Origin of the sequence: Aeromonas sp. FDAARGOS 1405 (assembly GCF_019048265.1) — a bacterium.
Classification (GTDB): Bacteria; Pseudomonadota; Gammaproteobacteria; order Enterobacterales; family Aeromonadaceae; genus Aeromonas; species Aeromonas veronii_A.
Genome location: NZ_CP077311.1, coordinates 1,460,001 through 1,485,871, shown reverse-complemented (window position 1 = coordinate 1,485,871; position 25,871 = coordinate 1,460,001). Strand labels below are relative to the sequence as shown.

General features: G+C 60.7%; 18 protein-coding genes, 1 tRNA gene and 3 rRNA genes (1 of these 22 only partly in view). 4 read left to right on the top strand and 18 right to left on the bottom strand.

Annotated features, from left to right (window positions below):
* Positions 1–8: 8 nt before the first annotated feature.
* From I6L35_RS07005 to rph, 5 genes are all read right to left on the bottom strand, one after another.
* Positions 9–1,163, bottom strand: a complete 1,155-nt coding sequence (locus tag I6L35_RS07005; protein WP_005339596.1) for a GGDEF domain-containing protein — start codon at positions 1,161–1,163, stop codon at positions 9–11.
* 127 nt (positions 1,164–1,290) lie between these two features.
* Positions 1,291–1,680, bottom strand: a complete 390-nt coding sequence (gene cueR, locus I6L35_RS07000) for a Cu(I)-responsive transcriptional regulator (RefSeq protein WP_005356117.1) — start codon at positions 1,678–1,680, stop codon at positions 1,291–1,293.
* On the bottom strand, positions 1,681–4,110 hold the full coding sequence (locus tag I6L35_RS06995) for a heavy metal translocating P-type ATPase (RefSeq protein ID WP_216979867.1): 2,430 nt from the start codon (positions 4,108–4,110) through the stop codon (positions 1,681–1,683).
* Between the two features lie 178 nt (positions 4,111–4,288).
* Positions 4,289–4,942, bottom strand: a complete 654-nt coding sequence (gene pyrE, locus I6L35_RS06990) for an orotate phosphoribosyltransferase (protein ID WP_010676102.1) — start codon at positions 4,940–4,942, stop codon at positions 4,289–4,291.
* Positions 4,943–5,017: 75 nt separating this feature from the next.
* The gene (gene rph, locus I6L35_RS06985; protein WP_139460234.1) at positions 5,018–5,734 is read right to left on the bottom strand and encodes a ribonuclease PH; all 717 of its coding nucleotides are present in this window, start codon (positions 5,732–5,734) and stop codon (positions 5,018–5,020) included.
* Positions 5,735–5,881: 147 nt separating this feature from the next.
* Here rph and I6L35_RS06980 point away from each other — a divergent pair, with 147 nt between their 5' ends.
* Complete coding sequence (locus tag I6L35_RS06980; RefSeq protein WP_005356103.1) at positions 5,882–6,745, top strand: YicC/YloC family endoribonuclease; 864 nt, start codon at positions 5,882–5,884, stop codon at positions 6,743–6,745.
* 112 nt (positions 6,746–6,857) lie between these two features.
* Here the strand turns inward: I6L35_RS06980 and I6L35_RS06975 are convergent, their stop codons facing one another.
* Positions 6,858–7,763, bottom strand: a complete 906-nt coding sequence (locus I6L35_RS06975) for a LysR substrate-binding domain-containing protein (RefSeq protein ID WP_216979866.1) — start codon at positions 7,761–7,763, stop codon at positions 6,858–6,860.
* A gap of 120 nt (positions 7,764–7,883) precedes the next feature.
* Between I6L35_RS06975 and I6L35_RS06970 the strand changes: the two genes are divergently transcribed.
* Complete coding sequence (locus I6L35_RS06970) at positions 7,884–9,011, top strand: S-(hydroxymethyl)glutathione dehydrogenase/class III alcohol dehydrogenase (protein WP_216979865.1); 1,128 nt, start codon at positions 7,884–7,886, stop codon at positions 9,009–9,011.
* Between the two features lie 48 nt (positions 9,012–9,059).
* On the top strand, positions 9,060–9,896 hold the full coding sequence (fghA, locus tag I6L35_RS06965) for an S-formylglutathione hydrolase (protein WP_069529753.1): 837 nt from the start codon (positions 9,060–9,062) through the stop codon (positions 9,894–9,896).
* A 50-nt stretch (positions 9,897–9,946) separates the two neighbouring features.
* On the opposite strand, the gene I6L35_RS06960 is transcribed toward fghA, so the two are convergent.
* Entirely contained in the window at positions 9,947–10,669 is a 723-nt protein-coding gene (locus I6L35_RS06960) for a head GIN domain-containing protein (protein WP_216979864.1), read from the bottom strand.
* Positions 10,670–11,032: 363 nt separating this feature from the next.
* On the opposite strand from I6L35_RS06960, the gene ovoA reads away from it, so the two are divergent.
* The gene (gene ovoA / locus I6L35_RS06955) at positions 11,033–13,183 is read left to right on the top strand and encodes a 5-histidylcysteine sulfoxide synthase (RefSeq protein ID WP_216979863.1); all 2,151 of its coding nucleotides are present in this window, start codon (positions 11,033–11,035) and stop codon (positions 13,181–13,183) included.
* A gap of 79 nt (positions 13,184–13,262) precedes the next feature.
* On the opposite strand, the gene I6L35_RS06950 is transcribed toward ovoA, so the two are convergent.
* The 11 genes from I6L35_RS06950 to I6L35_RS06900 form a co-directional block, all read right to left on the bottom strand.
* On the bottom strand, positions 13,263–14,213 hold the full coding sequence (locus I6L35_RS06950) for a bile acid:sodium symporter family protein (RefSeq protein WP_216979862.1): 951 nt from the start codon (positions 14,211–14,213) through the stop codon (positions 13,263–13,265).
* Between the two features lie 295 nt (positions 14,214–14,508).
* The gene (locus I6L35_RS06945) at positions 14,509–15,954 is read right to left on the bottom strand and encodes an amino acid permease (protein ID WP_204477881.1); all 1,446 of its coding nucleotides are present in this window, start codon (positions 15,952–15,954) and stop codon (positions 14,509–14,511) included.
* A 166-nt stretch (positions 15,955–16,120) separates the two neighbouring features.
* Entirely contained in the window at positions 16,121–16,459 is a 339-nt protein-coding gene (locus I6L35_RS06940; protein ID WP_216979861.1) for a tRNA-binding protein, read from the bottom strand.
* Between the two features lie 76 nt (positions 16,460–16,535).
* Positions 16,536–17,981: an amino acid permease gene (locus I6L35_RS06935; protein ID WP_113740294.1), complete on the bottom strand. Its 1,446-nt coding sequence runs from the start codon at positions 17,979–17,981 to the stop codon at positions 16,536–16,538.
* 102 nt (positions 17,982–18,083) lie between these two features.
* On the bottom strand, positions 18,084–18,539 hold the full coding sequence (locus I6L35_RS06930) for a beta-galactosidase subunit beta (protein WP_042055386.1): 456 nt from the start codon (positions 18,537–18,539) through the stop codon (positions 18,084–18,086).
* Complete coding sequence (gene ebgA / locus I6L35_RS06925) at positions 18,536–21,610, bottom strand: beta-galactosidase subunit alpha (protein WP_216979860.1); 3,075 nt, start codon at positions 21,608–21,610, stop codon at positions 18,536–18,538. The genes I6L35_RS06930 and ebgA overlap by 4 nt, the downstream gene beginning before the upstream one ends.
* Before the next feature lie 321 nt (positions 21,611–21,931).
* Positions 21,932–22,897, bottom strand: coding sequence for a transcriptional regulator EbgR (gene ebgR / locus I6L35_RS06920; RefSeq protein ID WP_216979859.1), 966 nt, complete (start codon positions 22,895–22,897; stop codon positions 21,932–21,934).
* A gap of 165 nt (positions 22,898–23,062) precedes the next feature.
* A 5S ribosomal RNA gene (rrf, locus tag I6L35_RS06915) occupies positions 23,063–23,177 on the bottom strand.
* A gap of 27 nt (positions 23,178–23,204) precedes the next feature.
* A tRNA-Thr gene (locus I6L35_RS06910) sits at positions 23,205–23,280 on the bottom strand.
* Positions 23,281–23,326: 46 nt separating this feature from the next.
* Positions 23,327–23,441, bottom strand: a 5S ribosomal RNA gene (rrf, locus tag I6L35_RS06905).
* An 83-nt stretch (positions 23,442–23,524) separates the two neighbouring features.
* Positions 23,525–25,871, bottom strand: a 23S ribosomal RNA gene (locus I6L35_RS06900) (it continues 543 nt past the right edge of the window).

Genomic DNA, 25,871 nt, shown 5'->3' with positions numbered 1-25,871 from the left:
CGTTAAATTCAGGCAACCTTACCCATCAAGGCTACTTCGATTCGATCCCGCCCATTATGCTTGGCCTGATAGAGTGCCGCATCCGCTTTTTGGATCAAATCGGCGATTTTCATGCTGTTGTCCGGTATCAGTGTCGCAACACCAAAACTACATGTAACCCGACCGGAGACCAGTGACTTCTGGTGCGGGATGGCCAGCTCCTTGAGCGCCTGCCGCACATTGTCCGCCACCTGCAGTGCCCCCTGCATGCCGGTGCAGGGCAGCAGCAATGCAAACTCTTCGCCACCGTAACGGGCCGCCAGATCGTCCTCGCGCCGCTCCACCTCGGCCAGCAGCCCCGCCACCTGTTGCAGGCAGTCATCCCCCAGCTGATGGCCGTAGAGATCGTTGAACTGCTTGAAGTAATCCACATCCACCAGCACCAGCGACAACGGCGCCCGGGCGCGGTGACAGCGCCGCCAGGCCCGCTCCAGAGAGTCGTCGAGATGGGCGCGGTTGGCGATGCCGGTCAGTCCGTCGAGGCGGGAGGTGAGGCGCAAATGCTCGGAGACAGCCTTCAGTTCGGCAACCAGCTCGGCGTTGGAGAAACGGTGGTGGAGCGAGGCGATCTGATCCCGCCGCATCCGGCGCAGCAGGGTCGGCAGAAAGACAAACAGATAGCCCGCCAGCATGCAGGAGACGATCCGCTCCTGCTCGTTGCCATTGCCCAGCTCGAACAGCATCGCCATGCCCAGCGGCAGGGCGGAACCATAGAGGGTACGGCGGCTGCCAAACAGCATGATGGCGCTGCCGGTAAGAATGAGGCTGGAGAGCATCATCATGGCGGCCCGATAGGTATCGGGCAACTTGTCCATGTAGAGCAGCACCCCGAGGGCCCAGATGATGGAGGTGATGGTGGCTCCGATAAAGAGCTCCCGCTCCAGCACCGGCAGCGGTGTCTGGTGCAGGCGGGCTCGGCGCCAGCGCAAGTGCCAGCCCCGACCCAGCAGCCACAGGAAAGTGCCTGCCAGCCAACCGAGCGCTTCGATGGCGGGTAGATAGTCGTGAAACAGCAGACTCCAGCCAAATGCCAACACGCCCAAACAGGGGAGACTGAACGATGCATGGGTATAGAGCTGGGCCATAATGGCCTGCTTAACCTGGCGTGTCACACTCTGGGTCAACTGAGTACTCCTGTACAAGAGCCGAGCAGTCTACCATTACCCCCTGACCCGCAACAATAAAGCGCCGCTTATTAAGAAGTTAATCAATCAACAACGATTTCTTCTGCGCTGGCAGGTGAGTCCTTGCTCACCCCTTCTCCAATTCGTCGAGGATCGGGCACTCGGGATTTTCATCCCCGTGGCAACAGCAAACCAACCCTTCCAGGGAGGTAAGCATGGCCTGCAACCCGGCGATGCGGGCGCGCAGATCGACGATCTTCTCCTGCGCCAGCTTCTTCACCTGGGCGCTGGTTCTGTGTTCGTCCCGATAGAGCGCCAGCAGCTCCTGACACTCCTCCAGATTGAAGCCGGTCTCCCGCGCCCGCTTGACGAAACGCAGCTCACGCAGCGCCCCCTCGGTGTAACTGCGATAGCCGTTGTCACTGCGTACCGGGGCTGTGATGAGGCCAATGCTCTCGTAATAACGGATGGTCTTGGCGGTCAGCCCAGTGGCCTTGGCAACCTTGCTGATGTTCATTTATGCCTCCTTACTGATCGGGTTGGATGCTGGCCCGTGCGCCGCCCTGGGCTGCCAGCGTTTCAATAACAGGGAATTGCTCAAAACAGTGATGCTGCTCAGGGCCATGGCCGCCCCCGCCAGCTCGGGGCTCAGGTAGCCCAGTGCCGCCAGCGGAATGCCGATGATATTGAACACGAAGGCCCAGAACAGATTCTGCTGAATGGTGCGCCAGGTCGCCGCCGAGATATCGATGGCATCGGCCACCAGCCGCGGATCAGAGCGCATCAGGGTGATGGAAGCGGTCTCCATCGCCACATCGGAGCCGGAGCCCATGGCGATGCCGACATCTGCCGCGGCCAGTGCCGGGGCGTCGTTCACCCCATCCCCCACCATGGCCACCAGCCCGCGGGTTTGCGCCCGCAGCGCTTCCACTTTCTCCACCTTGCCCGCTGGCAGCACGGAGTCAAAGGCTCCGTCCAGTCCCAGCTTGGCAGCGATATGGGCCACCGGCGCCGGTGCGTCGCCGCTCACCAGCCAGCTGGCGATGCCACGCTGGCGCAGGGTGGCGATGGCTTCCGGGCTCTCGGGGCGCAGGGTATCGGCCAGCGCGGCGATACCAGCCACCGTGCCGTCGATGGCAACCCAAACCCGGGTCGCGCCATCGGCGGCTTGTTCATCCTGTTGCGGCGGTTCAATGCCGAGCTGGGCTAGCAGGGAACCATTACCGATAGCGACCCTGTGACCCTCCACCTGACCCACTATACCGGCACCGACCCGCACCTCTACCTCATCGGGCTGAGGCAGTATCGCCTCCTTGCCGACTGCCTCGCGCATGGCCAGCGCCAGCGGGTGTTCGCTCGCCTGCTGCAGGGCGGCAGCGAGGCGCAGTTGCTCGTCATTGCCGCTCCAGCTGGCTAGCACCGGCTTGCCCTGAGTGAGCGTGCCGGTCTTGTCGAAGATAAGCGCCTTGATGGCGTGGGCCTTCTGCAGGGTATCGACATCCTTGATCAGAATGCCGTGGCGCGCCGCGACGCCGGTACCGGTGACGATGGCCGCCGGGGTCGCCAGCCCCAGCGCACAGGGGCAGGCGATCACCAGCACCGCCACCGCAGCCAGCAGCGCCTGAGCGAAGTCGTTGCTGATGGCGTACCACACCAGCAGGGTGAACAGGGCGATGGTCATCACCACCGGCACGAACACGGCGGAGACCTTGTCCACCAACTGTTGCAGCGGCGCCTTGCCCATCTGGGCACTCTCCACCAGTGCGATGATCTTGCTGAGACTGGAGTCCTCCCCCACGGTAGTGGCTTCGATCTCCAGCACGCCGGAGCGGTTGATGGCTCCGCCCAGCACCTTGTCGCCCGCACTGCGCGGCACCGGCAGACTCTCGCCGGTGAGGATCGACTCGTCCAGTTCGCTGGCGCCGCTCACGATTTTGCCGTCCACCGGCACCCGCTCACCCACCAGCACCCGCAGCCGATCGCCACGCAGCACCTCGTCGATAGCGACGCTCTGCCAGCTCTCGCCACGCCAGACGGTGGCGGTTTCCGGCCGCAGCGCCATCAGTTCGCGAATGGCGGACTGGGTGCTGCGGCGGGCTCTCGCCTCCAGCAGTTTTCCCAACGAAATCAGGGTAATGATGATGGCGCTCGCTTCGAAGTAGAGCTTGCCGCTGGCGGCCATCCCCAACGTCAGCAGCAGATAGAGGCTGTAGAAGTAGGCCGCACTGGTGCCGGTGGCCACCAGCACATCCATATTGGCTGCGCGGTTCTTGATGGCGAGCCAGGCGCCGCGATAGAAACGGGCCCCGATCCAGAACTGCACCGGGGTGGCGAGCACCAGCTCCAGCCAGGCGGGTAGATGCCAGGGGAACAGTCCGGCCATGGCCAGCATCCCCACCAGCAGCGGTAGGGTGAGCAAAGCCGAGATGATGACCCGGGTTTGAGCCTGACGGGCTGTGGCGGCCTCCTGCGCTTCCCGCTCCAGCAACTGCTGGCGACGGCCGCTGGCCGAGCCTTGTGCCAGCTGGGCGCCAAAGCCGAGCGCCTCGATCTGCTCGCGCAAAGAGGCGGGCGTCTGCATCCCGGGGACCAGCACGATCCGGGCCTGTTCGATGGAAAAGTTGACCTCGGCCGAGATAACGCCGGGCAGCGCGGCCAGCACCTTGTTCAACCGAGCTGAACAACCGGCACAGGTCATGCCGGTAATTTGAAACAAAAAGGTCTCGCTACCGTAGTCGTAACCCTGACTCTTGATGCTGTCGAGCACCGCAGGCAGGCGATCGGGGCTGGCCAGCTCGATGGCCGCCTGCTCCAGCGTGAAGTTGACGGTGGCATCGACCCCTTCAAGCTTGTTGAGGGCGGTCGTGATGCGGCCTGCGCAGTTGGCGCAGCTCATGCCGCTGAGCGGCAACTGCAGATGAATGGGTGATTGAAGATGAGTGGTCATGTTGTTCCTCCCCGGAACCCGTCGGCACCACAAAACGCCGACTGGCAAACCCTAACCTTTACTGCAAGGGCAAGCTCAAGCCACATGATCCACTTTTTGCAGATGAGAAAAACGGCGCCGTTTGCTGCCAGAGAACAAACGGGCGCCGCATTCAGCTATTGCGCGGTGTGAGCGGAGCTCAGATACCGTACTGGGCGCGGTAAGCCTTCATGGCCGCCAGTTGCGCTGCCAGCTCCGGCTGTTCGGCCTGTTTCTCTTCCAGATACTGGATCAGGTCGCTCATCTGGATGATGGCGATGATGTGGGCGCCGTAGTCACGCTCCACTTCCTGAATGGCGGAGAGCTCGCCCTTGCCCTTCTCCTGACGATCCAGCGCGATCAGCACGCCCGCCAGCGAGGCGCCGTTGGCCTGGATCAGATCCATGGATTCGCGGATGGCGGTGCCGGCGGTGATGACGTCGTCCACCAGCATGATGCGACCCTTGAGCGGGCTGCCCACCAGATTGCCGCCCTCGCCGTGATCCTTGGCCTCCTTGCGGTTGAAGCACCAGGGCACGTCCACATCGTGCTGCTCCACCAGCTGCACGGCGGTGGCGGAGGCGATGGGGATCCCCTTGTAGGCCGGGCCAAACAGCACATCGAACTCGATACCGGCATCCATCAGGGCGGCGGCATAGAAGCGGCCGAGACGGGCCAGATCGCGGCCGCTGTTGAACAGACCGGCGTTGAAGAAGTAGGGGCTTTTACGACCGGATTTCAGGGTAAATTCACCGAATTTGAGGACCTGTTTCTCCAGGGCGAACTCGATAAATTGACGCTGGTAGGCTTTCATTCTGGCTCCTTGCTTGGCTTGTCGTTGTCTTGTGTGGGGGTATAAAAAAACGCGGTCAATGCCGCGTTTTTAAAATCAGGAGAGCGACTGCTTCTGCAGCGCAATGATGTCGGCGATGCCGCCCTTGGCGAGCGCCAGCATCTCCAGCAGCTCCTCATGGGTGAAGGGCTCGGCCTCCGCGGTGCCCTGCACCTCGATGATGCGACCATCTTCGGTCATCACCACGTTCATGTCGGTCTCGGCGGCGGAGTCTTCGATGTACTCCAGATCGCAGATGGCTTCGCCCTGATACATGCCGACGGAAACGGCGGCGATCATCTGCTTGAGCGGGCTCTGCTTGATCATGCCCTTCTCGACCATCCAGTTCAGCGCATCCACCAGCGCCACGCAGGCACCGGTAATGGAAGCGGTGCGAGTGCCGCCATCGGCTTGCAGCACGTCACAGTCAACTGTGATGGAGTGCTCGCCCAGCGCAGTCAGGTCTACCGCAGCGCGCAGGGAGCGGGCGATCAAACGGGAGATCTCCAGAGTACGGCCACTCTGCTTGCCGGAGGCCGCTTCGCGGTTCATCCGGGAGTGAGTGGAGCGCGGCAGCATGCCGTATTCGGCAGTGACCCAACCCTGACCCTTCCCTTTCAGGAAGCGCGGCACGCTGGTGTCGACGCTGGCGGTGCAGAGCACGCGAGTGTTACCGAACTCCACCAGCACTGAGCCTTCTGCATGTTTGGTGAAATTGCGGGTAATGGTAACCGGGCGAAGTTGCGCGGCACTGCGATCGCTTGGACGTGACATGGAACGGACCTCTGGGCTGGCTCAAATTGGCGGGGGATTATAAGTGATCCCGCCCCAAATATCAGCCGCTAAAACCACGGCATCGGCTGACGAGCAGGGCCGGGCTGAGTATACTGGCCGCACACTTCATCAAGCCCGGAACAATCAATGATTCACAGCATGACCGCCTACGCCCGCAAGGAATTCAAGGGCGACTGGGGCACAGCCGTTTGGGAAATTCGTTCGGTAAACCAGCGCTATCTGGAAACCTACATTCGCCTGCCGGAGCAACTGCGCAGCCTGGAACCGGTTCTGCGTGAGCGTTTCCGCGCCAAGCTGCAACGCGGCAAGGTGGAGTGCAACCTGCGCTTCGAGGCCGCTCAGGCCGCCGCCAGCCAACTCCATATCAATGAAGAGCTGGCCAAGCTCATCATCGACAGCGCCAGCTGGGTAATGAAAGAGGCGGGTCAGGGCCAGCTCAATCCGGTCGACGTGCTGCGCTGGCCGGGCGTCATGGCCGCCGCCGAACAGGACATGGACGCGGTCGCCACCGAGCTGCTCGGCGGTTTTGACCAGACCATGGAAGATTTCCTCGCCTCCCGCGCCAGCGAAGGGGCCAACCTCAAGGCGCTGATCGAGCAGCGTCTGGCCGGTATTCAGGTGGAAGTGAAGAAGGTGCGCGAACACCTGCCGCAGATCATCGAGTGGCAGCGCCAGAAGCTCACCGACCGTCTGGCCGAAGCCAAGGTTGAGCTGGATCCGGCCCGCATCGAGCAGGAGATCGTGCTGCTGGCCCAGAAGATCGACGTGGCCGAAGAGCTGGATCGTCTGGAGATGCACATCAGCGAGACCAACAAGATCATGAAGAAGGGTGGCGCCTGCGGCCGTCGTCTCGACTTCATGATGCAGGAGTTCAACCGCGAGTCGAACACGCTGGGCTCCAAGTCGATCAACGCCGAAGTGACCCAGTCCGCAGTCGAGCTGAAAGTCCTTATCGAGCAGATGCGCGAGCAGATCCAGAACATCGAGTGATGGGTCGCTGACCATCCGGTTGTTGCCTGCAAAAGAGCCCTTGATTCCTCAAGGGCTCTTTTATTTTCAGGCCATGAGATTTCCACCAGTGAGCCAACGAGCGAGAGAAGCCCTAGCCTATCGGCATCACCAGCGCCGGTTGATGAGGGTCGCTCAGCCGCTCGGCGAGGTAGTCCACCAGCAGCCGCACCTTGGGGGAGAGGTGGCGGTTATGGGGATAGAGGGCCCAGATCCCCTCCGCCGGGGCCCGCAGTTCGGGCAGCAGCTCGATCAATTCGCCTCGGGCCAGATGGTCGCTCACGTAGTAGTCCGGCAGCTGGATAATGCCGATCCCCTTGAGCGCCGCATCCAGCAGGGCGTGGCCGCTGTTGCACTGCAACAGGCCGCGCACCCGCACGCTGTGGGGACGACCATCCAGAGTGAAGTGCCACTCGTCGCTGTTGCCCACCAGACAGGTGTGGCGGGTCAGCTCGGAGAGGCTGTTGGGCATGCCGTGGCGGGCGGTGTAAGCCGGTGAGGCGCAGACATAGGGCACCCGCTGCGCCAGCTTGCGTGCCACCAGCGTCGAATCCTTGAGGTGGCCGAGCCGAAGCGCCAGATCGTAGCCTTCATGCACCAGATCCAGCAGCTGGTTGGTGAGGTTGAGGGTCACCTCCAGCTGGGGGAAGCGCACCATGAAGTCGTTCACCAGCGGGGCGATGCGGCTCTCGCCGTAGGAGACAGGGGCCGTGATGCGCAGGGCGCCTTGCGGTACCGCCTGATGACGCCCCACCGCCAGCTCCGCCTCGTAGAGGTTGTCGAGCAGCTGACGGCAGTGGCGATAGTAGATCTCGCCAAGCTCTGTGAGTCGCACCTGACGGGTGGTGCGCAGCAGCAGCTTGGCCTGCAGCCGATCCTCAAGCTGTGCCACCTGACGGCTGACTTGCGCCACCGACACCCCCAGCTTGCGTGCCGCCGGGGTAAAGCCCCCCTGCTCCGCCACGCTGACAAATTCACAGATCCCTTCCCAGCCGAACATTATTACCTGTGTGTAAAAGTGATTTGAGATTTGCCCTCATTATCACCAAATCGGCGGGAAACTACACTGAATGCCCGAACTCATCTCTGTTCACCCTGCTCAACAAGAAGGATGTCATTCATGGCACAGGTTCAAAGCATCAAGTGTAAAGCCGCCATCGCCTGGGGCCCGGGTCAGCCCCTCTCCATCGAAGAGGTCGAGGTCATGCCGCCGCAAGCGGGCGAGGTGCGGGTGCGCATCGTCGCGACCGGCGTCTGCCACACCGATGCCTTCACCCTCTCCGGTGAGGATCCGGAAGGGGTCTTCCCCTGCATTCTCGGCCACGAGGGGGGCGGCATCGTCGAATCCGTCGGCGAAGGGGTCACCACCGTCAAAGTGGGGGATCACGTGATCCCGCTCTACACCCCCGAGTGCGGCGAGTGCAAATTCTGCAAATCCGGCAAGACCAACCTCTGCCAGAAGATCCGCGCCACCCAGGGCAAGGGGCTGATGCCGGACGGCACCACCCGCTTCTCGAAAGATGGCCAGCCCATCTATCACTACATGGGCACCTCCACCTTCAGCGAATACACGGTACTGCCGGAGATCTCCATCGCCAAGGTGGACCCGGCCGCCCCGCTGGAAGAGGTCTGCCTGCTCGGCTGCGGCGTCACCACCGGCATCGGCGCCGTGATGAACACCGCCAAGGTGAAAGAGGGTGAGAGCGTCGCCATCTTCGGGCTGGGTGGCATCGGCCTCTCGGCGGTGATCGGTGCCCGTCTGGCCAAGGCCGGTCGCATCATCGCCATCGACATCAACGAGAGCAAGTTCGAGCTGGCCCGCAAGCTGGGTGCCACCGACTGCATCAACCCGAACGATTACGACAAGCCCATCCAGGAGGTGATCGTCGAGCTGACCGACGGCGGCGTCGACTTCTCCTTCGAGTGCATCGGCAACGTCAAGGTGATGCGCGCGGCGCTGGAGTGCTGCCACAAGGGCTGGGGCGAATCGGTCATCATCGGCGTCGCCGGAGCGGGTCAGGAGATCAGCACCCGTCCGTTCCAGCTGGTCACCGGCCGGGTCTGGCGCGGCAGCGCCTTCGGCGGGGTACGCGGTCGCAGCGAACTGCCGAGCTATGTGCAGCGCTACATGCAGGGTGAGTTCCGCCTCGATGACTTCATCACCCACACTATGCCGCTGGAACAGATCAACGACGCATTTGATCTGATGCACCAAGGCAAAAGCATCCGCACCGTCATCCACTACTGAGCATGATCACCCCGCCCGCCATCGTGGGCGGGGTGCAGGAGTCCTTCGATGAATCTGGAGATTATCAGCAGCAACAAGAGCTTCGGCGGCTGGCACAAGCGCTATCGCCACCACGCCAGCGTGCTCGGCTGCGAGATGAATTTTGCCATCTATCTGCCGCCTCAGGCCCTCACCGGCCAGAAGGTACCCGTGCTCTACTGGCTCAGCGGCCTCACCTGCACCGATGAGAACTTTATGCAGAAGGCGGGTGCCCAGCGCATCGCCGCCGAGCTCGGCATCGCCCTGGTGGCGCCGGACACCAGCCCCCGCGGCGACGGCGTAGCGGACGATCCCGGTTATGACCTCGGCATGGGGGCAGGCTTTTACGTCAATGCCAGCCAGAGCCCCTGGCAGGCGCACTACCAGATGTATGACTACGTCACCCGCGAACTGCCTGACTTGATAGAGACCCACTTCCCGGTCTCGACCCGCCGCGCCATCAGCGGCCACTCCATGGGCGGTCATGGTGCGCTGATCGCCGCGCTGCGGGAGCCGGGTCGCTACCGCTCGGTCTCGGCGTTCAGCCCGATCTGTCACCCGAGCCGCAGCCCTTGGGGCCAGAAGGCGCTCGGGGCGTATCTCGGCAGCAATCCGCTGTTGTGGCAGGAGTGGGATGCCTGCCAGCTGCTGCGCCACCAGCCGGTCACGCCGCTGCCCACCCTGGTGGATGTGGGGCTGGATGATCCCTTCCTCGCCGAGCAGCTGCATATCGATGCGCTGGCCGAGGTAGCCGCCAGCAAGGAGTGGCCACTGGAGCTCAACCGCCACGAGGGCTATGACCACAGCTACTACTTCGTGGCGAGCTTTATCGAGGCGCACCTGCGCTTTCACGCCCGCCACCTCTGATCAAAACAGGCCCATTGCGGGCCTGTTTTAGTTGTGGTGATCGGTTGATATCAACTGCCCGCTCGGGTCACTCCGCCGGAGCCTGCGATCTGCTGCTCCACCTCGGGATCGCCCCAGTAGGCGATGTTGCCTGAACCGGCGATGCCGACTTTCAGCGTCTCCTGCGCCCGCACCGCCACATCACCGCTGCCGGCGATATTGACCTCTACCTCGTTGCCGCGCATCTCGCTCCCGAGCACGTCGCCAGATCCGGCAATGTTCAGCTCGATGGCCTGTGCCGAACCGCTGCCCAGCTCCAGACTGCCGGTGCCAGCGATATTCCCTTCCAGCCGTTTCAGCTCCAGCTGACTGGCGACGATGTCACCGGTACCGGCCACCGACAGCACCAGCTCATCGCCCTTGAAGCCGCTCAGATCGCCGTTACCGGTCCCGGCCAATGCCAGTTCGTTCAACACCGGCAAGGTGATGGTCAGCTCCAGCGGCTCGGTAGGATCGAGCCGGTAACCCTCCTTCACTTCGATCTCCAGCTTGTCGCCGCTCTCGGTCAGCACCAGATAGGGCAGCAGGTTCTCCTGCCCCTTGATCAGGATGCCGCGCGGCTCCCCCGCGACCAGATGGAGGGTGGCAGGCACCCCCGCCAGCACCCGGGTCACCCCGTCACCGAGCGCCTGCTGGCGCTCGACCACAGCCCCCGTTCCGGTCACTCTGGTCCGATCCAGCCAGTGACAACCACTGAGCCCAGCCATCAACATGACAACCATCATCCATTTCATCACTACTCTCCTCCTTATGTGTTGGCCATCCAGGGCCAATTGGTTTTCATGCTTTGCAAAGCGCGAGCAAAAAATTAACATTATGATTCAAAAGGAAATAACTATTTAAACCAGAACAGACAGAATAATTTAGAGAGCCATTTAGACCATATTTTGGTGAAAATAACCATTCTCGAACGGATATGATTTTGGCTGATTGGCGGGTCGTCCTGCCGGTCACTATGCTGACAGCCCGTGGAAGTTTTTGATTGCCCTGCCGGTCTGTTGAGCCAATAGTGGTACTTCGTGCGTACCAAGCTCTCCATTGCGGTAATGTCATTACCACTGTCTTGTCAGTCTTCACTGCCAACAAGGAGCCAGAGCGTGACCCAAGCAAGCCCTCTCTATGCCACCGCCACCGGTCTGCCGGAACCGACTCGCACCCCGTTGCTGACCGGCAGCGATCCCGAGCAGAAACGGCGCGAGCTGCTCACCTACTTCTGTCAGACCTTCGATCTCTACGACTCGCTGTTCGACTGTCTGGCCGATGAGCGCGCCTGGTTCAACAAGGCGATCCCGCTGCGCCACCCGCTCATCTTCTACTACGGCCACACCGCCGCCTTCTTTATCAACAAGCTGCTGGCGGCACGCCTGATCGATCAGCGGCTGGATGCCCGCATCGAGGCCATGGTCGCCATCGGGGTGGACGAGATGAGCTGGGACGATCTGGACGAGACCCACTATGACTGGCCCAAGGTCGCCGAGCTGCGCAGCTATCGGGCCAAAGTCCGTTCGCTGGTGTGCGATTTCATTCGCCAGATGCCGCTCACCCTGCCCATCGATTGGCAGAGCCCGGCCTGGGTGATCCTGATGGGGATAGAGCACGAGCGCATCCACCTCGAAACCTCCAGCGTGCTGATCCGCCAGTTGCCGCTCGCCTGGGTGCGGCCGCAGCCTTATTGGCCCGCCTGCACTGAAGCCCGCCACCACATTGATCAGGTGCCCGCCAACAGCCTGCTGCCGGTGGCTGGCGGCAAGGTGCGCCTTGGCAAGCGGGACGCCACCTACGGCTGGGACAACGAATATGGCGAGCGCCATATCAAGCTGGCCCCGTTTCAGGCCAGCCGCATGCTGGTGAGCAATGCCGAGTACCTCGCCTTCGTCCAGGCGGGCGGCTACGGCCAGCAACAGTGGTGGGATGAGGAGGGATGGGGCTGGCGCCAGTACGCCAAGGCGCAGATGCCCACCTTCTGGGTGGGTGATCCCGCCGAGCACGGGCAATTGCAGCTGCGGCTGATGACCGAGCAGGTCGCCATGCCATGGGACTGGCCGGTGGAGGTCAACCAGCTGGAGGCGGCCGCCTTCTGCCGCTGGAAGGCGGCCCAGACCGGACTCCCCATCCAGCTGCCGAGCGAGGCGGAATGGATGCTGCTGCGCGAGCAAGTTCCCGGCGATCAGCCGGACTGGACACAGGCCCCCGGCAATATCAATCTGGCCCGCTTCGCGTCGTCCTGCCCGGTGGATGCCTGCCCGCAAGGGGAGTTCTTCGATCTGGTGGGCAATGTCTGGCAGTGGACCAGCACCGCCATCGACGGCTTCGACGGCTTTAAAATCCACCCGCTCTACGACGACTTCTCCACCCCCACCTTTGATGGCAAGCACACCCTGATCAAGGGGGGCAGCTGGATCAGCACAGGTAACGAAGCGCTCAAATCATCCCGTTACGCCTTCCGGCGTCACTTCTTCCAGCATGCGGGTTTCCGCTATCTGGTCTCCCGTTATCAGGAACCCGTTATCGTGAATCCCTATGAAACCGACACGCTGGTCGCTCAGTACCTCGACTTCCAGTACGGCCCGAGCCACTTCGGGGTAGCCAACTACGCCAAGACGCTTGCTGATCTTGCTGGCGAGCTCTGCAGCAACCACCAGCGGGCGCTGGATATCGGCTGCGCCACCGGCCGCGCCAGCTTTGAACTGGCCCGCCACTTCCAGCATGTGGACGGGGTGGACTACTCGGCCCGCTTCATCGATGTGGCGCTGGCCCTCGCCAGTCAGGACAGTTTCCGCTACGCCATTCCGCTGGAGGGTGAACTGGTGGAGTATTGCGAGGCACGCCTGTCGAGCCACGGATTGGGGGCGAGTCAGGCTGAGCGCATCCACTTCAGTCAGGGGGATGCCTGCAACCTCAAGCCCAAATATGACCACTACGATCTGGTGCTCGCCTCCAACCTGATCGACCGGCTGCGGGAGCCCGCCCGCTTCCTGCGGGATATCGCTCCCCGGCTGCGCAGCGGTGGCCTGCTGGTGCTCACCAGCCCCTACACCTGGCTGGCGGAATATACCCCGCCCGCCAACTGGCTCGGCGGCATTCGCGAGAACGGCGAGGCGCTCACCACCTATCAGGCGCTGCAACGGCTGCTGGCGGCGGAGTTCGAGGAGCACTGCCCGCCGCGGGATGTGCCTTTCGTCATCCGCGAGACCGCCCGCAAATACCAGCACACGGTGGCGCAGCTGACCGTCTGGCGTAAACGCTAGCACGCCGGTCGACATGCAGATGAAAAGAGGGAGGCCAACGGGCCTCCCTCTTGTTATGACAGCAAAAACGCCGCGAGTATCAATGCCCCTGCTCGTGATAGCGGCGCGCCAGCACGGCGCACACCATCAGCTGGATCTGGTGGAAGATCATCAGCGGCAGCACCATCACCCCGACGCTGGCGGCCGGGAACATGACGTTGGCCATCGGCACCCCGTTGGCAAGACTCTTCTTGGAGCCGCAGAAGACGATGGTGATCTCGTCCGCCTTGTCGAAACCGAGGCGACGGCTGATCCAGACGTTCCAGCAGAGCACCAGCGCCAGCAAGACGCAGCTCAGCAACACGATACTGGCCAGATCGTACCAGCCTACTTGGTGCCAAATCCCCTGTACCACCGCCTCGCTGAAGGCGACATAGACCACCAGCAGGATGGAGCTCTGATCCAACTTGCCGATGAGCGGCCGATGGCTGTCGACCCAGCGGCCAATGAGCGGGCGCGACAGGTGGCCCACCACGAACGGCAGCATCAGCTGCATCATGATGGACTGGATGGAGTGCCAGGTGTCGATCCCCTCCCCTTGCACGTGGATCATCATCCCCACCAGCACCGGCGAGAGGAAGATGCCGAGGATGCTGGAGGCCGAGGCGCTGCACACCGCCGCCGACACATTGCCCCCCGCCATCGAGGTAAAGGCGATGGCCGACTGCACGGTGGCAGGCAGGGCGCAGAGATAGAGGAAGCCGAGGTAGATGGCCGGGCTCAGCCAGCTCGGCACGAGTGGGGTGAGCAGCAGCCCCAGCAGCGGAAACAGCACGAAGGTGCTGAGCATCACCACCAGATGGAGCCGCCAGTGACCGAGGCCCGCCAGCAGGTTCTGGCGCGACAGCTTGGCGCCATGCATGAAGAACAGCAGCGCCACCGCCAGCTGGGTCAGCAGACCGAACCAGACGGCCACCTGCCCCTCGCAGGGAAAGAGGGAGGCCAGGGTGACCACCGCAATCAGCACAACAGTAAAGGGATCCAGACGCACGAAAGGTCTCCATCAGAAGGGCATCCTGCAACCGTGGCGGCAGTCAGGATTGGGGAGGACAAGAAACAGAGCGGGAGATGTCTGGCACCTCCCGCTAAAACGAATCTCCAGCTTACCCCGATAACGGAGAGGCGCAAAGTTGAGCGGCGAATAATTGTTCATCAATGCTTAACGCCCTCGCCATATCGAGCAGCAAAAGTTGACGATGAAACGGCCCTGACAGCTCCCAAACGGCTAAAAATGGATAAAAAAACGGGCGACCAAGGCCGCCCGTTCCGTTTTTTCACTCAGCCGATCAGCGCTGGCTGGCCAGCGTGCCGTTGCCGGTTTTCTTCTCATTGCCGCCGAGCATGCGGGCCTGCCGCTTCTCGAAACGGGAGATCCACCAGTAGGCCAGCGCCGAGAAGACCGCAGTCATAAAGACGTTGATGAAGAAGGCGCGCACCAGATCCACCCCGGCCGGGAAGGCGGAGGCGCTCATGCTCACCACGAAGATGGCGATCAGCACCGATACCACGCCCATCCCGAACTTGCGCGACCCCATGCGGAAGTCGCGGGGGGTGTCGTCATGTTTCCAGCGGAACACGAAGTAGGCCACCATGATGAAGATCGGCGGCAACATGGCGGTACCGGCGGTGAGGTTGATGGCGGTGTTCATCATCTGCTGCACCGACTCGGAGCCGAAGCCGTTGACCACCAGCATCGCGAACACGAAGACAAACTGCCACCAGGCGGCGCGCACCGGCACGCCGTGCTCGTTGAGCTGGGTGGTCTTCTCGCCGTAAACCCCCTGCGGGATCTCTGAGAAGTGGATCTTCACCGGCGCCGAAGTCCACATCATCATGGAACCAAACATGGCGATGAACAGCACCACGCCGACGAAGCGGCCCACCAGCGCCTCGGAGAGCCCGAAATACTGGGCCATGCCGGTGAAGATCTCCACCATGCCGCCGGCATAGGTGAGGCTCTCGCGCGGCACGAACACGTTCACCAACAGGGAACCGACCGCATACATGGCACCGATGACGATACCCGCACTGATGATCACCTTGATGAAGGACTTCTGGCCGCCCTTCACGTCATTGAGGTAGGCCGCTGCGGTCTCGGCACCGCCCGCCGCCTGGAAGATCCAGCACATGATACCCAGCGTCGCCCAGTTGACGGTGGGAGTCATCGCCTCCAACGTGATGGGCTGGGCCGGCACATGATCGCCACTCAGAGCCATCAGGGCGCCCAGCACATAGATGGCGAACAGGGCAAATACACCGTAGGCCACTATTTCGGCAATCTTGCCGAGCCAGCTCGCCCCCTTGGTGGAGATGTGGGTCGCCGCCGCAAACAGCACGATGGAGATGATCGAGGTGACCATGGGCGAGAAGCTGTACTCATAGCCCAGCATGGCGTAGGAGGCGTAGGCGATGACGTTGGGCAGCAGGGAGACGAACCAGAACAGGTTTACGAACCAGTAGAGAAACGAGCCCAGATAGGCCATCCGGGTGCCGAGCGGTTTTTTAAGCCAGTCGTACATCCCCGACTCGGAGTTTTTATTGGCAGAGACGAACTCGGCAATGATGAAGACGAACGGAATGAAGTAGACGATGGTCGCCAGCAGGAAGATAGGGGCGGAGCTGAGCCCCAGCTCGATGTTGTTGTTGACGATGTTGCGCACGTTGAACACGGCGGCAAAGGTCATCGACAACAGGGCAAACTTGCCTATGGTGCCGCGTACGGATTCAGACATGGTGTCCTCCAGTGGACTCGCGCTCCCTGCGGGTAACGCGGTGACTCTGTGATGTGTTCGGCAAGGGTCTGTCGGCCCCGCGCTTTACTCTCTTGTTATGATCGGGCCGCGTGGACGGCCTCGTTGGTGAACCGGAGCAGTCTCCCACACCGGCTCGCAATACCATTCAGACGATCGGAGTGCCCGGCGCCATCGGCACCCGCGGTTGCAGCAGCACGCTCTGGCTCTCGTCCGGGGTCTCGGCGCACAGCAACATGCACTCGGATCGCTCACCGCGCATTTTGGTGGGCTTGAGGTTGGTCAGTACCACCACCTCGCTGCCCATCAGCTCCTCTTCGCTGTAGTAAGGCACCAGACTGGTGACAGTCTGCAGCGGCCGCTCGCCACCCACGTCGATCTGGACGATGTAGAGTTTGTCGGCCCCGGGGTGACGCACCACCGCCAGCACCTTGCCCACCTTCATCTCGACCCGCTTGAATTCGGCAAACTCGATCGTCTCGCTCATGCTCTTTTCCTTTTCTGGTTCAACGGTTTGCGGGTGGCCAACGGCCACCCGGTTTGATTGGGATTCAATGCAGTGGCTATGGCGTCTGCATGGCAACCTGCGCTGTCGGCTGGGCCTCTTTGGCACGCGCTTCGGCGCTGAGGGAGGCCTCGTATCTGTTGTATTTCCACCAGGCGAAGCCGAGGAAAATCACGATCCCGCCGACGTTGTAGAAGATGATGGTCATGATGTCGGCGCCGGTCGGGAAGGTGGAGGCGAGGAAGCCCACCGAGAAGATGGCGATCAGCACCGAGACCACGGCGATGCCGGTGGTGCGCGAACCCATCCTGAAATCCCGCGGCAGGTGATCGAGCTTCAGACGCAGATTGAGGTAGGCCAGCATGATGAACAGCGGCGGCAGCATGGAAGCGGCGGCGGTCATGTTGATGACGGTGTTCATCAGATCCTGAGCGGTGTTGGAGCCCAGAGTCGGGATCACCATCAGCGGCAGCACGATGAGGTACTGGATCCAGGCTGCACGGGCGGGCACGCCGTTCTCGTTCAGCTCGACGGTTTTCTTGCCGAAGATACCGGCCGGGATCTCGGAGAAGAAGATCTTCACCGGGGTAGCGGTCCACATCAGCAGGGAGCCGAACATGGCGGTGAAGGAGACCAGACCCACGAAGCGGTTCATCAGGATCTCCGGCAGGCCGAAGTAGGCGGCCAGCCCCTCGAACACCTGCACCGAGCCGCCGGTATATTTCAGGGTGTCGCTGTGAACGAACACGTTGATCAACAGCGATGCGATGGAGTAGAGCACCCCGATAAAGATCCCGGCGACGATGATCACCTTCACGAAAGACTTGGAGCCCCCTTTCACGTCATTGACGTAGACCGCCACCGACTCGGCGCCACCAGCCGCCATAAAGATCCAGGTGGTGATACCGAGGAAGGCCCAGCTGAAATCGGGGACCATGGCCTCTACCGTGATGGGGTCAGCCGGTTGCACGCCGCCCACCAGTGCCGCACCTGCCAACAGGATGTAGGAGAGGGTCAGCAGCAGCATCAGGGAGGAGGTCACCGAAGTGATGGGGCCGAGCATCTTGGCGCCGTTGGTGGAGACGTAGGTGGCAAAGGCGAACAGCACCATGCTCAATGCCGTGGTTGCCACCGGGGTGAGAATGTACTCGTAACCGAGGAAGGCATAGGAGGCGTAGGCGATAACCCGCGGCAGCAGCGAGGTGAAGAAGAAGAGGTTCACGAACCAGTAGGTGTAGGCGGAGATAAAGGCCCAGCGACCGCCGAGGGAGCTCTTCACCCAGGCATAAACCCCCGCTTCGGAGTTCTTATTCAGTGACACGAACTCCGCAATGATCAGGCAGAACGGAATGAAGTAAAAAATGGTAGCCAGAAAGAACATCGGGGCCGAGGCCAGACCGATCTCGATGTTGTTGTTGATGACGTTGTTGAAGCTGAATACCGCCGCGAAGGTGAGCGACAGCAGACCAAACTTGCCTATCGTATTGCGTTTGGAATCAGACATGGTGCATCTCCAGACCTGTAGTTATCTAGCGAAAGAGCGGGGCATGATTTGTAGGGTGAGCCCCGCCCTTCCGGCTTTTATCAGTGCAGAACCGGCGGCTTGTTATTTGTTTTTGAAGTAGCCGCCTTCGACGGTGACCTTGATGATCACCTTGCGCACCGGCCCGTCGCCGACAAACCTGTAAGCCTCGTCGTTCTCGAAGATCACCACCTGCCCGTTGCCCACCTGCTGGCGCTCACGCACCTCACCGGCCAGCCACTCGCGGTCTGTGGTGTCGTCATAAGCCTGCTCGACCGCCAGCTCCGATTTGGGGGCCCACTCCACCGTCTCTGCTCCTTCCAGGTAGTAGTGGACGTCGAAGTAGCGGCGCTGTCCCTCGAACAGTGAGGTGGCCGGGCTGGCCCCCTCCTGCAAGCGGTAGGTGAGGGAGTCACCGATGGAGTGGCAGATGCCGGGCTTGAGGTTCGGCAGGTTGTTGATGGCCTCCACGCAGCGGCCCCACTTCTTGCCCTCCCGGTAGATGTTTTTGAACAGGGTCAGGTTGTCCAGGGTGATCATGCGAGGTTCCTCCCGCCGTTGATGGTGAGATCGAGCCCGGCCAGCGCAGCCGGATTGAGGTTGCCACGGGCGATGGGCAGCAGGGTCAGGCCGAAGCTGAATGGCTCGAAGCGCACCCGCCAGGAGTCCAGCACCTCGGAGCCCCAGGAGTTGGAGCCGAGCCCCAGCACCTTGTGATCCAGATTGAGGGTGAGATAACCGCTCGGTTCCAGCTCGTTGATGTGCTGCGCCGCGTGGATATGCTCCCAGCTGTAGGGCCAGACGCTCAGGTTGATGGGGGCATCGGGCCGCACGTAGAGACCGGCACCGTGACGGTTGGTCAGGGTCGCCCAGCGCACCTGCTGGCGGTTGCCGTTGTCCTGCGGGAAGGGGTAGTGCTCCCACATCTCGCTGACTGTGCTCTGGAAGCTGTCGATCCAGTTGCTCTGGCGGCTGTCCTGATAGTTCTCGCCCGGGCCCATGCCGTAGTAGTGCACCCGGTCGAGATCCTGACGAATGCCCAGCTCGAAGCCGATCTTGGGGATGATGTCGTCATAACCGCCGTAGGGCTGGCCGGAGAGCGCCACGTGCAGTTGGCCGTTCGGGCTCAGAGTGTAGACGTAGCGGCAGCGCATGCCGAAGTCGAACACCGGCGGCGCGATCAGGCTCTCGACCGTCACCTCGACCGCGTCACCCAGCTGGCGCCAGCTTAAGGTGCGGAAGTGCTCCTGCATGATCTGCAGGTGGTTCGGGTGCCACAGGCTCTCGTACTCCTGCTTGTGGTTGTCGATCATCGGCTTGAAGAAGGTGAGGCGCGGCGAGCGCTCGATAAGCTCATTGCCATCCTGCTGCCAGCTCACCAGCTTGCCGTCGAGGCGCGAGAAGCGCAGGGCAAAGCCGCTTCCGCTCAAGGTCAGGTCGAGGCGCTCGTCGGCGATATGCAACGGAGTGGCGTTGGGGTTGGCAAAGGGCTGCAGCTGGCGAGTCGATGCCTTCAGCTGGAACTGGTACTGGCCCAGTTCGTGCTCCGCCGCGCTATAGCGGGTGGCGGTGGCCTTGATGACCCGCAGCTGGACGAAGGTTTCCCGCCCATCGAGGGATGGCAGTTCGAGCTGCAGCTCAGTGGTGGCACCGGGAGCCACCCCTTCCAGCCGGATTTGCTGGCTGGCCAGCAGTTCGCCCTCGGCCTTCACCTCGACCAGCAGGCGGATATCGTCGAGAGTGGAGAACCAGTAGCGGTTTTCCACCGCCAGCTTGCCGCTCGCCAGATCCAGCGCCCGCACCTTGACCGGGCAGATCACCTGCTTGTATTCACGCAGGCCAGGCCCCGGGGTCTGATCCGGATAGATGAGGCCATCCATGCAGAAGTTGTAGTTGTTGGGGTAGTCGCCGTAGTCGCCGCCGTACTTGTAGACGGGGCGGCCCTGCTCGTCCTGATCCAGAATGCCGTGATCGCACCACTCCCAGATGTAGTGACCCTGAATGTGGGGATGACGGTCGAACACCTGCTGGTATTCGCTCAGGCCACCCGGGCCGTTGCCCATGGCGTGGGCGTATTCGCAGAGGATGCGCGGCTTCGCCATCGGGAACTCGCCAAAGCAGTTCATCTGGGAGACGCGGGAATACATGGTACTCACCACGTCCACCACCTCGGCATCGCGATCCTCTTCGTAGTGCACCAGCCGGGTCGGGTCGATCGCCTTGCAGCGCTGGTACATGGCTCTGATGTTGCAGCCGTAGCCGGACTCGTTGCCGAGCGACCAGATGATGATGGAGGGGTGGTTCTTCTGGGCGTGCACGTGGCGCTCGATGCGATCCACGAACACCGGCTCCCAGAAGGGGTCATCGGTGATGCGGCTGAGATCGCCAACGTTGGCAAAACCGTGGGTCTCCACGTCGGTCTCCGCCATCACGAACAGACCGTACTGGTCACACAGCTCGTAGAAGCGCGGGTCGTTCGGGTAGTGGGCGGTGCGCACCGAGTTGAGGTTGTGCTGCTTCATCAGCACGATATCGCGTTCAACACGGTCCATGCCGACCGCACGGCTCTTGAGGTGGTCGTTGTCGTGACGGTTCACCCCGTGCAGCTTGAGGTAGTGGCCGTTGACGTAGAAGAGGCCATCCTTGACCTTGATTTCACGCACCCCGACCCGCTGCGGGATCACTTCCAGCAGCTCGCCCTGACCGTTGTAGAGGGAGAGTTGCAGCTGATAGAGGTAAGGATCTTCGGCGCTCCACAGATGGGGGTTGGCCAGATCCAGCGTGAAGCGGCAATCACACTTGCCGTCTATGGCGAGATGGTCGAGGGAGCCACTGGCGATCTCGCAGCCCTGATCCAGCAGCGACCAGATCAGACGGTGATCACGGGCGGCCGCCCCCAGGTTCTCGAGCTGGATATCGCAGCTCAGGGTAGCACTCTGATTGTCATCGGCCAGCGCGGTGCGGATGAAGAAGTCCTGCACATGGGCGGCCGGTTTGCCCACCAGATAGACGTCGCGGAAGATCCCCGCCATCCACCACATGTCCTGATCTTCGATATAGGTGGAGTCGGCCCACTGCATCACCCGCACTGACAGCAGGTTCTCGCCAACCTTGGCGTAGGCACTGATATCGAACTCGGCGGTGAGACGGCTGCCCTTGCTGAAGCCGACGTAGTGGCCGTTCACATAGACCTCGAAGTAGGTCTCCACCCCGTCAAACTTAATGATCACCTGCTCGCCGTCCCAGGCCGGGCTCAGCGTGAAGCTGCGCTGATAGGCACCGGTGGGGTTGTTGGTCGGCACGAAGGGCACATCGATGGGGAAGGGAAAACCTTCGTCGGTGTACTGCAGCTGGCCATGTCCTTCCATCTGCCACATGTTGGGCACGGTGATCTGGCCCCACTCGCTCATGGGGCTGTGATAGAAGGCCTCCGGCACCTGCAGGGGGTGGTCGAAGTAGTGGAACTGCCACTGGCCGCCAAGGCTCAGAAAACGGCGGCTCAGCTCGCGCTGCATGGTGGCCGCCAGCGCGTGGTCGGCATAAGAGAAGAAGTAGGCACGCGGGGCCAGCCTGTTTTCACCAACGAATTGGACGTTTTCCCAGTTATTCACATGTCCTCCCGGAACAAGGCAACGTTAACTGGGTAAACTTTAGATAAACATTTACTAAATATCAGCTTGGGATTGGTAAAGTTTTAACCTGATCACAATGAACAGATGGTTTTGTGAGCGAGATCAGAAGCGGGAGATAAAGGAGGGCAAGATATGGATGAGTGGCATGGATGTTGATGGCAGCTGGCTGATTAGCAATAAAATCAATTATAAAACAATATGATATGAAGTTGTTGGATGATATGGGAAAGAGGTTTGCTTGGGAGAGGAGTCGCACCACCGCAAGATGGCACGACTAAAAAGCAGAGTGTTTTACTAAAATCAGCGAGTGGTGCCGCGCAGGGTCAACTTGCTCGGTACCAGCACCCGGAGTGGAATATCACGCTCGTCTCGCAGCCGCTCAACCAGCAAATTGACCCCCTGGGAGCCCATCAACTCAGAGTGGATCCGCACCGTGGAGAGCGGCGGGAAGGTGAACTTGGCGGTCGGAATATCGTTGACGCTGATAAGCTCGATCTGCTGGGGAATCGCCAGTCCCTTCTCATGAATGGCACGCAGCACACCAATGGCGATGGAGTCGGAGGCGACGAACAGCGCCTTGGGCCAATCCCCTGCCAGCATCTCCTTCGCCAACTGGTAGCCGGAGGCGCTGGAGAAGTCGCCGCGATAGAGATCGCTCTCCTGCACCACCCCCAGCCGCTGGCCATAATCGCGGAAGGCCAATTCACGCAGATCCGGATTCTCATCCTGGCCACCGATATAACCGATGCGCTGATGCCCCTGCGCGATAAAGTAATCAACCACTTGCTGGCTGATCAGGGCAAGATCCACATCGACCGAGTCGAACTCTCCCGGTGAACGGCAGTCGACAAACACCAGCTGGCTGGAACAAGCCCTGAGTTGGGCCAGACGCTCGGACGTGAGGGTGCCGACCACCAGAATGCCATCCACGGCGCTCAATTCACGCCCTTCACCACAGTTGTAGAGATGGGTCAGCTCGATATTGAGGCGGGCACTCTGGGTCTCGATACCATAACGGATGGCGAGATAGTAAGGGTCGTTGACCTCGGTACTCTGGGGATAGGCATAGACCACCAGAAAGTGCAGCTTGCTCTTGTGTACCCCCTTGCGGGCGCTGCTGGTCTTGTACTCCAGCCGTTCGGCAATCTCGAAGATCCGCTGCTTGGTCTCTTCCTTGACGCTCAGGCTGGGATCCTCGTTCAGCACCCGGGATACCGTCGCGAGCGAAACCCCCGCCTCCTGTGCAATTTCCTTCAACGTAGCCATCAATACCTCGCTGGCAGCATCACGTGTTAATCGGTAACGGCTAAAGAGTAACGGGCAATCCCTTGATAGCCCAGCACTTTTACTAAAATGCCGGCGGCGGTGCAGATTTTGGGAACGCAGAAATGCAAAAAGGCCTCCCAAATGGGAGGCCTCTTCTAAATGGGTGCCTGACAGTGTCCTACTCTCGCATGGCGAATGCCACACTACCATCGGCGCTACCGCGTTTCACTTCTGAGTTCGGCATGGGATCAGGTGGTTCCACGGCGCTATTGCCGTCAGGCAAAAGCTTTTAAAACTAGCTTAAAAATGGTGCTGATACCCAGAATCGAACTGGGGACCTCATCCTTACCAAGGATGCGCTCTACCGACTGAGCCATATCAGCACACTAACCGGTAAAGACCACGCTGGGCGTAATCTTGAAATTGGGTGCCTGGCAGTGTCCTACTCTCGCATGGCGAATGCCACACTACCATCGGCGCTACCGCGTTTCACTTCTGAGTTCGGCATGGGATCAGGTGGTTCCACGGCGCTATGGCCGCCAGGCAAAAATCTTCAATCTGTGAAAGCTGACGTAAGTAGTTCGCTTGGTATTTGCTACAAGCCTTAGAACACTTCTTGGGTGTTGTATGGTTAAGCCTCACGGGTAATTAGTATGGGTTAGCTCAACACGTCGCCGCGCTTACACACCCCACCTATCAACGTTGTGGTCTCCAACGGCCCTTTAGGACCCTCAAGGGGTCAGGGATGACTCATCTCAGGGCTCGCTTCCCGCTTAGATGCTTTCAGCGGTTATCGATTCCGAACTTAGCTACCGGGCAGTGCCACTGGCGTGACAACCCGAACACCAGAGGTTCGTTCACTCCGGTCCTCTCGTACTAGGAGCAACTCCCTTCAATCATCCAACGCCCACGGCAGATAGGGACCGAACTGTCTCACGACGTTCTGAACCCAGCTCGCGTACCACTTTAAATGGCGAACAGCCATACCCTTGGGACCGACTTCAGCCCCAGGATGTGATGAGCCGACATCGAGGTGCCAAACACCGCCGTCGATATGAACTCTTGGGCGGTATCAGCCTGTTATCCCCGGAGTACCTTTTATCCGTTGAGCGATGGCCCTTCCATTCAGAACCACCGGATCACTATGACCTACTTTCGTACCTGCTCGACCTGTCCGTCTCGCAGTTAAGCTGGCTTATGCCATTGCACTAACCTCCTGATGTCCGACCAGGATTAGCCAACCTTCGTGCTCCTCCGTTACTCTTTGGGAGGAGACCGCCCCAGTCAAACTACCCACCAGGCACTGTCCGCGAGCCCGATTCAGGGCCCTGCGTTAGAACATCAAACATACAAGGGTGGTATTTCAAGGACGGCTCCAGCGCAACTGGCGTCACGCCTTCAAAGCCTCCCACCTATCCTACACATGTAGGTTCAATGTTCAGTGCCAAGCTGTAGTAAAGGTTCACGGGGTCTTTCCGTCTAGCCGCGGGTACACCGCATCTTCACGGCGAATTCGATTTCACTGAGTCTCGGGTGGAGACAGCATGGCCATGGTTACACCATTCGTGCAGGTCGGAACTTACCCGACAAGGAATTTCGCTACCTTAGGACCGTTATAGTTACGGCCGCCGTTTACCGGGGCTTCGATCAAGAGCTTCGCTTGCGCTAACCCCATCAATTAACCTTCCGGCACCGGGCAGGTGTCACACCCTATACGTCCACTTTCGTGTTTGCAGAGTGCTGTGTTTTTGATAAACAGTCCCAGCCATCTGGTCACTGCGACTCCCGACAGCTCCATCCGCAAGGGACTTCACCATCAAGAGCGAACCTTCTCCCGAAGTTACGGTTCTATTTTGCCTAGTTCCTTCACCCGAGTTCTCTCAAGCGCCTTGGTATTCTCTACCCGACCACCTGTGTCGGTTTGGGGTACGATGACTTGTAATCTGAAGCTTAGAGGCTTTTCCTGGAAGCAGGGCATCAATGGCTTCCGCACCGTAGTGCGTTCGTCTCGTGTCTCAGTGTTGTGTCTCCGGATTTGCCTAGAAACACCACCTACGCACTTTCACCAGGACAACCGTCGCCTGGCCCACCTAGCCTTCTCCGTCCCCCCATCGCAATTACAAGTCGTGCAGGAATATTAACCTGCTTCCCATCGATTACGCCTTTCGGCCTCACCTTAGGGGTCGACTCACCCTGCCCCGATTAACGTTGGACAGGAACCCTTGGTCTTCCGGCGAGGAGGCTTTTCACCCCCTTTATCGTTACTTACGTCAGCATTCGCACTTCTGATATCTCCAGCATGCCTCTCGACACACCTTCGCAGACTTACAGAACGCTCCCCTACCACTCACACATAAGTGTGAATCCGCGGCTTCGGTGCCTGGTTTGAGCCCCGTTACATCTTCCGCGCAGGCCGACTCGACTAGTGAGCTATTACGCTTTCTTTAAATGATGGCTGCTTCTAAGCCAACATCCTAGCTGTCTGAGCCTTCCCACATCGTTTCCCACTTAACCAGAACTTTGGGACCTTAGCCGGCGGTCTGGGTTGTTTCCCTCTTCACGACGGACGTTAGCACCCGCCGTGTGTCTCCCGGATATTACTTACTGGTATTCGGAGTTTGCATGGGGTTGGTAAGTCGGGATGACCCCCTAGCCCAAACAGTGCTCTACCCCCAGTAGTATTCGTCCGAGGCGCTACCTAAATAGCTTTCGGGGAGAACCAGCTATCTCCGAGTTTGATTGGCCTTTCACCCCCAGCCACAGGTCATCCCCTAACTTTGCAACGTTAGTGGGTTCGGTCCTCCAGTTGATGTTACTCAACCTTCAACCTGCCCATGGCTAGATCACCCGGTTTCGGGTCTACACCTTGCAACTAGACGCCCAGTTAAGACTCGGTTTCCCTACGGCTCCCCTATACGGTTAACCTCGCTACAAAATGTAAGTCGCTGACCCATTATACAAAAGGTACGCAGTC